General features: G+C 44.9%; 7 protein-coding genes. 4 read left to right on the plus strand and 3 right to left on the minus strand.

Going from position 1 to position 7,048, the window contains the following annotated elements:
• Together CAG68_RS08565 and deoD are read right to left on the minus strand one after the other, a co-directional pair.
• On the minus strand, positions 1–1,466 hold a 1,466-nt coding region (locus CAG68_RS08565), incomplete at its 3' end, for a lactate dehydrogenase (RefSeq protein WP_086047246.1).
• A gap of 70 nt (positions 1,467–1,536) precedes the next feature.
• Positions 1,537–2,247: a purine-nucleoside phosphorylase gene (gene deoD, locus CAG68_RS08570; protein WP_005375140.1), complete on the minus strand. Its 711-nt coding sequence runs from the start codon at positions 2,245–2,247 to the stop codon at positions 1,537–1,539.
• Positions 2,248–2,645: 398 nt separating this feature from the next.
• On the opposite strand from deoD, the gene CAG68_RS08575 reads away from it, so the two are divergent.
• The 4 genes from CAG68_RS08575 to CAG68_RS08590 are packed head-to-tail and all read left to right on the plus strand — an operon-like array spanning position 2,646 to position 6,757.
• On the plus strand, positions 2,646–3,596 hold the full coding sequence (locus tag CAG68_RS08575; protein WP_005375141.1) for a YbgA family protein: 951 nt from the start codon (positions 2,646–2,648) through the stop codon (positions 3,594–3,596).
• A complete protein-coding gene (locus CAG68_RS08580; protein ID WP_005375142.1) occupies positions 3,586–4,386 on the plus strand; it encodes a MerR family transcriptional regulator in 801 nt (266 codons plus the stop codon). The genes CAG68_RS08575 and CAG68_RS08580 overlap by 11 nt, the downstream gene beginning before the upstream one ends.
• Positions 4,387–4,408: 22 nt before the next feature.
• Positions 4,409–5,824: a deoxyribodipyrimidine photo-lyase gene (phrB, locus tag CAG68_RS08585; RefSeq protein WP_086047247.1), complete on the plus strand. Its 1,416-nt coding sequence runs from the start codon at positions 4,409–4,411 to the stop codon at positions 5,822–5,824.
• A gap of 6 nt (positions 5,825–5,830) precedes the next feature.
• Positions 5,831–6,757: a L,D-transpeptidase family protein gene (locus CAG68_RS08590; protein WP_005375144.1), complete on the plus strand. Its 927-nt coding sequence runs from the start codon at positions 5,831–5,833 to the stop codon at positions 6,755–6,757.
• 26 nt (positions 6,758–6,783) lie between these two features.
• Here the strand turns inward: CAG68_RS08590 and CAG68_RS08595 are convergent, their stop codons facing one another.
• Entirely contained in the window at positions 6,784–7,038 is a 255-nt protein-coding gene (locus tag CAG68_RS08595) for an Lpp/OprI family alanine-zipper lipoprotein (protein WP_005375145.1), read from the minus strand.
• Between the last annotated feature and the right edge of the window lie 10 nt (positions 7,039–7,048).

Raw genomic sequence — 7,048 nt, forward strand, 5'->3', positions numbered from 1 at the left:
GATAGGAGCTGTTTGATTGTCAAAGGTGCATCAGAGACTTCCAACCTTTGTGCAGCGGTAAGACCTTGTTTATCCTGATAGCACAAATTATGCCAAGCTCTGAATATATCTAAAAGAGGTAAAATACCAGCAGGTCGTAATTTGCGACGTGGCTCGTTAATGAAGCTTTCGAAAAGAATCTGAAAGCGGTTTTGATAAAACTTCACATGACGAGTTGTCGCAACGTTAAACCATTTTTCAGGCTCATTTTGATCGCCAGCGAGGTAGCAAATGCCTTTGTGGTTTTCGTTTTGACTAGAGATTGCCCAGCGATCGCGCCACCAACTCATATAGGCGATATCGACTTTGCCAAAGGGAGTACTCATGTCCCAACTAGCGTCCTCTTCTACGTACATCAAGTCGACACTTTTCTCTTTAATACGAGGTAAACAAACGCTCAGTGCAGCTGAACGTAGTAGGGGATCTTGAGGCATGTATAGAGATACACGTTTGTTTGGGCAGCACATATCAAGTACGTGTAAATAGTGTGCATACGAGGTGTATGGCGGACGGACTAATGCCCCTTTTGAAGGGTAATGAAATACAGATAGATTACCAAGAGGGTCTTCTACGTTACCGCGAGCCAAAATTGTTTGGTATTTTTGGTCAATTCGCTCTCTCAGGTGATGAGAAGGTTCCGCAAGCGGCTCACTTGCTTCCGCTACGTACTCCTGGGAAACAAAACGAGACACCTCATCGTAAGGGTTATGATCGAGAGTTGCGATTGGCTCTTCATCAGCGGAATAATTGACGTGCTGGCAAAGAATATAGCCAGAATGCGCTTCGCCAGAAACAATCCAATACACACCATTATTGCTGTTCGGTTGCAATGCAATATAGTTTGAGGCCAATTCATAATGCGTTGCGTGGTTTACCCAGCGCGCATCAATGGTTGCCAGCTTGCGGCGGCAGCGGCTAGCTATATGGTCAACATGATCGTAAAAGGTTTTTGGGTTAATACTAAGCTTGCGGCAGATTTCTCGTACGGAATATCCCGTAAACAATAAACCCATCAAGTTCTCTTGAAATTGAAGCTTCTTGTTGGCACCAGACCACTTGTCGACAAAGGTACTTTGACACACTTTACAGCGGTAACGTTGGCGATCGCCACTGTAACCGAAAGCGTGATAGAGGTGTTTGTGAGTGTGGACAGAAAGTCCAAAGTTGTCGCAATCATCATTACGGCAAGCAGGCAACCCGTCACTGTGGACGTGCCGCAGGCGATGAAGTTCGTTCATGACATCGCGATTATTAAGTAAGGGGGGGAAAGCTCCACATTCACGGCATACCATCGCCGGACGCTTAGGGTTCGCATGTTGCAGAACGTAACGCTTTGCATCACTCAATCCAAAGTTGTCACACGCCAATGTTTTACAAAAGTTGAGTTGTAACCCATCTGCGTCTTTTGGCAGTTCGCCGTTAGACACAATCGCCCCCTCGGGATAATTCGGGCAGCCAGCATAACTCTGGCTGCAAATTATTACTTACTATTTGTTCTTAGATGTTGATTGCAGTTTCTAGTGCAACTTTCATCATGTCGTTGAACGACTTCTGACGCTCTTCTGAGCTTAGTTTTTCACCACGGATGATGTGGTCAGAAACTGTCAGGATAGTCAGTGCTTTCGCGCCTAGGTCAGCTGCTACGCCGTAGATACCAGCCGCTTCCATGTCTACACCTAGGATGCCTAGTTTTTCCATCTTCTCGAAGATGTCTGCTTCTGGTGTGTAGAACAGGTCAGCAGAGAATACGTTACCTACTTTTACAGGCACTTCCTGAGCGCGCGCTTGGTTAACGGCTTCTTCTAGAAGACCGTAATCAGCGATTGCTGCGAAATCGTGGTTGTTGAAACGGATACGGTTAACTTTAGAGTCTGTAGAAGCACCCATACCGATAACAACGTCCATTAGTTTCACGTCGTCACGTACTGCACCACAGCTACCCACACGGATAACGTTTTTCACGCCGTATTCAGCGATTAGCTCGTGTACGTAGATACAGCAAGACGGGATACCCATGCCGTGGCCCATTACAGAAACTTTTTTGCCTTTGTAAGTGCCAGTAAAGCCGAACATGTTGCGAACGTCACAAACTTGTTTCACATCTTCTAGGAACGTTTCAGCGATGTATTTAGCGCGCAACGGGTCGCCTGGCATTAGAACTGTTTCAGCGAAATCACCTGGTTGTGCGTTAATGTGTGGGGTTGCCATAAGTGCTCTCCAAAGTTTTGTTTTGATAAAACGCCTCTATTATAGAGCGCTATTACCAATTCTGTTGAACTTGTTCGTTTTCGTTGAGGCAATAATATCGGGACGTACAGTAGCCCCTTGAGAGCTTAGTCACAAAAACCACGCATTTAGAAACTGCAACTCCTATTGATAACTAAATCTGTTGAAATCAAAAGAGCAATCGATTTGCTTTTGAGCAGTTTGTCGATTGCGCGCACAAATTCTTTGTTTTTGGGCCAAGCTTTTTTCTGAAAGCTGGTTGATCGAAATACTTTCGAGTGAAGTAAAACGATTAAATTGTACAACTTATTTTCTTGTACAATCTGGAAAGGCTTGCTATAAGTTATACAACAAAACTTTTTGTATAGGGATGCGTCATCATGGAATCTTCGATCAAAGTAGGTATCAGTTCGTGTGTTTTGGGTGAACGAGTGCGTTTTGACTCTGGTCATAAGGTGAGCAACTTTGTGACTAAAGAGCTTAGCCCGTATTTTGACTTTGTTTCGGTATGCCCTGAAGTCGGCGTAGGTATGCCAGTACCCCGTCCAACCATTCGTCTTGTTTCTAATGAAGAGCGTGTTGCATTGGTTGAAACCAAAAATCCAGAAAATGATCATACCGACAATATGCTCACTTACTCGGCCAATAAAGTAGATGAACTTCAAAGCGAGCAGCTTTGTGGTTACATCGTTTGTGCTAAGTCACCAACTTGTGGCATGGAGCGAGTCAAGGTTTACAGCAAGAACAGTGCTGCGAAAGAAGGTGTTGGCTTGTATACACAAACATTGATGCAAAAAATGCCTTGGTTGCCTGTTGAAGAGGATGGCAGACTTAACGACCCTGTATTGAAAGAAAATTTTATCACTCGAGTATTTTGTCTAAATGACTTTTACGACTCGATGGATGGTGAGCCTACTCGTGGCAAAATCATCGACTTTCATTCGCGCTACAAACTGACGTTAATGGCACACCACCCAGAGTCATACCGCTCCCTTGGCCGCTTAGTCGCTGATGTCGCTAATTATGAAATTGAAGACTTTTACCAAGAGTATCGTTTAGGACTTATGAAGGCGTTAACGAATCGGGCTAGCCGCAAAAATAACACAAATGTGTTGATGCATTTACAAGGATACTTCAAACGCTCACTAACTAAAGAAGAAAAAGAAGAGTTAGCGACAGTGATTCACGACTACCGTATCGGAATGCTGCCTCTGTTAGCACCACTTACATTGATTAAGCATTACTTAAATACTTACCCAGACGAGTATTTAGCAAAACAGAAGTTTTTAGAACCGTATCCGCAGGAGATGAGATTACGCTATGGTTTGTAGTTCAGAAGAAAAACTATACGCGATCCGAGATGTCGCAGAAATCACGGGTGTAAAACCAGTTACGCTGAGAGCTTGGCAACGAAGATACAACTTGATCCAACCTCAGCGAACTGAAAAAGGACACAGACTCTATCGCCAGCAAGATCTCGATACGATTCGCGAAGTCCAGAGTTGGCTCGCGAAGGGGATTTCGATTGGTAAAGTGAAGGGGCTGCTAGGAAAAAGCGCCGATGTCGAAGTCAAAAACGAGGTTCGCACACTCGAAGAAGTTGAAAACATGCTGCTTGCGCTGTCTACCCTGAATCGAGGAAAAGCAGAGAGTTTACTTGCCTCTGTTCTTAAAGAGTACCCACTAAAACTCGTTATCGATCAGTTTATTAGCCCAGTATTTGATGCGCTAGATATGGTAAAAGGATCGTTGCGATCCTTGCAGGTGGGGTTATTTCAGACTTGTTTAATCACTCGACTTGCCCTTGTAATCGATTCTGAAAACAAAGCCGCTTCCAAAGGAAAGTGTCTGCTCATTAGCTTTGAACAAAACAGAGAATCTGAGAGTTGGATTCAAGCAGCGAAGCTTTGTGAACAAGGGTATCACACGACTTTGATCGATAAGGTTGATGATGTTTCTGGTCTACTAGATCATGAGGTCATTGAAAATGGTTCGTTTATCTACCTTTTCTCCAATAAAGCACTAGCTGCTAAACAAGTAGCGTCCATCAAAATGCTTCACGCACAGCTAGGTGATCGGATGGGGTGCTCTGAAGTGATAGAGAAATTACACCTAACTTAGTAGACAAAAGATAGGAGCTACCATGATTTTAGTATGGTTTCGACGTGACTTGCGTACGTTAGACCACACGGCACTCAAAGCGGCATTGGATTCAGGGCAGCCTGTCGTCGCTTGCTTTATCGCGACGCCAGAGCAGTGGCGGGAGCATCACATGGCGCCGATGCAGGCAGACCTCATTGCTCGTCGCTTAGCTTGTCTTAACGAGGAGCTTGAAAGCCTTAATATTCCCTTTTTGTACAAAGAGGTACCGTCGTTTTCCGATTGTACAGATGTGATTAGTGGGTGGGCGGAAACACTTGAAGCCACGTCTGTCATGGCAAACATTCACTATGAGGTGAACGAACGAGAGCTCGATACACAAGTAAGTGAAGCGTTAGCTTCTCACGATATCGAATTTGAACTGTTTCATGACAAATGTGTGCACGCGCCAACGACGGTTCTTAATAAGCAAGGCGAATATTTTAAGGTATTTACGCCATTCAAGCGTGCTTGGTTAACGCAGTTCCATATGCCGACGGTAGTAAAACCTCACGAGCAAGCGCTACTCAATAAAAAGGTACTCGAACAATTAGAGTCGGCTCGATTTAATTCAAGCTTCACATTTAGCTATCCTCGAGAATCCAGTGAAGACTGGCTGGCTTCGACTAATGATATTTTGAAGCAGCTTAGGGAATTTGCACGGGAGCGCAGTGACGCGTATCAAAGCGAGCGAGACTTTCCAGCTATTGATGGCACTAGCCAACTGTCTCCATACCTTGCGATTGGCGCGCTATCACCAAGGCAGTGTATTGCTCGTTTGTATGCTGAAAATCAACAAAATGACCTTACAGAAGGGAAAGCAACTTGGTTAAGTGAGATCATTTGGCGTGAGTTTTATCAGCACCTATTGGTTTTCGAACCAAAACTCGTCAAAGGCAAAGGATTTATCGATTGGGAGGATAAAATCCAGTGGTCCTATGATGAGAAGGCCTTTGAGCGATGGAAGACAGGAACAACAGGATACCCAGTCGTTGATGCAGCAATGCGTCAGCTCAATCAAACAGGTTGGATGCACAATCGATTACGTATGATTGTCGCGAGCTTTCTTACCAAGGACTTACATATTGATTGGCGATGGGGAGAAGCGTACTTCATGAGTAAGCTGGTGGACGGCGATTTTGCAGCGAACAATGGTGGCTGGCAATGGTCTGCTTCTACGGGCTGTGACGGGCAGCCATACTTTCGTATTTTCAACCCGATAAGCCAAGGCGAAAAGTTCGATGCTAATGGTGAATTTGTGCGCCACTGGGTACCAGAAATCAAAAGTGTACCGAACAAATACATCCATAAACCTTGGACTTGGGAGGGCTTTTCTTTACTGGAATATCACAAGCCGATGGTTGATCACAAGACAGAAAGAGAGATAACCTTACAGCTCTTTAAAAGTGCCAAGGAATAGAGTGAAATGCTTAGCAAAAAGCGATCAATGAGTTTCGCAAAACGTACCCTGCTATCTGTGTCGTTATCTTTAGTGAGTGGTCTATCATTCGCTAAGATGTACGAATTACCAGAGGATGGAAGCCGTTTAATTGGTCGCCTTGAAAACCACGTCGTGCAAGAAGGCGAAACCATGGCAAATATCGCTAAGCTCTACGATGTGGGTATGCTAGGTTTAATGGCCGCAAACAAAGGCGTGGATCCCTTCTTACCAGAAGAGGGGCATGTTCTTACTATTCCGACACAGCTAATCCTCCCAGACGTACCTTATAAAGGTATCGTTATTAATCTAGCCGAGCTGCGCTTATATTACTTTCCGAAAGGAGAGAATATTGTCCATGTATTTCCTGTCGGAATTGGCCGAATAGGGCGCGATACCCCAGTAATGACAACGCGTATCAGCCAAAAACGACCGAACCCTACATGGACTCCTCCAGCCTCTATTCGTGCCGAGTACAAAGCAAAGGGCATTGACCTACCAGCCGTTGTTCCTGCGGGGCCTGATAATCCACTTGGTATGTTTGCATTGCGTTTAGCTTACGGGAATGGCGAATACCTAATTCATGGTACCAACAAGGACTTTGGGATTGGTATGCGAGTCAGCGCGGGTTGTATTCGTATGGACCCAAGTGACATTGAGTGGTTATTTGACAAGGTTCGTAACGGCGAAGACGTTAACATCATTAACCAGCCTATCAAAATGACACTTGAGCCTGACAGAAGTGTGTTCTTAGAAGCACATGAGCCTTTGACTCGTAGTAATGGCGAGAAAGATGAACTGAAAGTGCCGAAAGAGTTAAAGTGGTGGTTGGATGAATTCGGTATGAAAAACGTGAAGGCTAAAGCAGCAATCGCTGCACAGAATGGGGTTCCTATCGAAATAACCGCGCCTTAACGGGCGTTAAGACGCGGTATCAAATCTTACTTAGTGTAAGACTGAGCGATGTTATCGATACGCTCGTTAGCACGCTCAGCTTCTTCTTGAGCAGCCATTGCTGCTGCGCCTGATTTTTGAACGTCAGATTGAAGAGCTTGTACGTCTTGGCTTAGTTGGCTAACTTGGTTGCTTAGTTCGTCTAATTTTGCTGCATTTGCTGTAGCTGCGTCATCAGAAGAAGCACAACCGGCTAGTAGAAGTACTGAAGTTGCTGCAGCTGCGATCAACGTTTTGTTCATATAAGAACTC

This window comes from Vibrio sp. V42_P2S4T144, assembly GCF_009904715.1.
GTDB lineage: Bacteria > Pseudomonadota > Gammaproteobacteria > Enterobacterales > Vibrionaceae > Vibrio > Vibrio alginolyticus.

Coding starts and splice junctions, on each gene's coding strand:
- CAG68_RS08575 (WP_005375141.1), top strand. CDS start 2,646: ATGGAATCTTCGATCAAAGTAGGTATCAGTTCGTGTGTTTTGGGTGAA.
- CAG68_RS08595 (WP_005375145.1), bottom strand. CDS start 7,038: ATGAACAAAACGTTGATCGCAGCTGCAGCAACTTCAGTACTTCTACTA.
- CAG68_RS08590 (WP_005375144.1), top strand. CDS start 5,831: ATGCTTAGCAAAAAGCGATCAATGAGTTTCGCAAAACGTACCCTGCTA.
- phrB (WP_086047247.1), top strand. CDS start 4,409: ATGATTTTAGTATGGTTTCGACGTGACTTGCGTACGTTAGACCACACG.
- CAG68_RS08580 (WP_005375142.1), top strand. CDS start 3,586: ATGGTTTGTAGTTCAGAAGAAAAACTATACGCGATCCGAGATGTCGCA.
- deoD (WP_005375140.1), bottom strand. CDS start 2,247: ATGGCAACCCCACACATTAACGCACAACCAGGTGATTTCGCTGAAACA.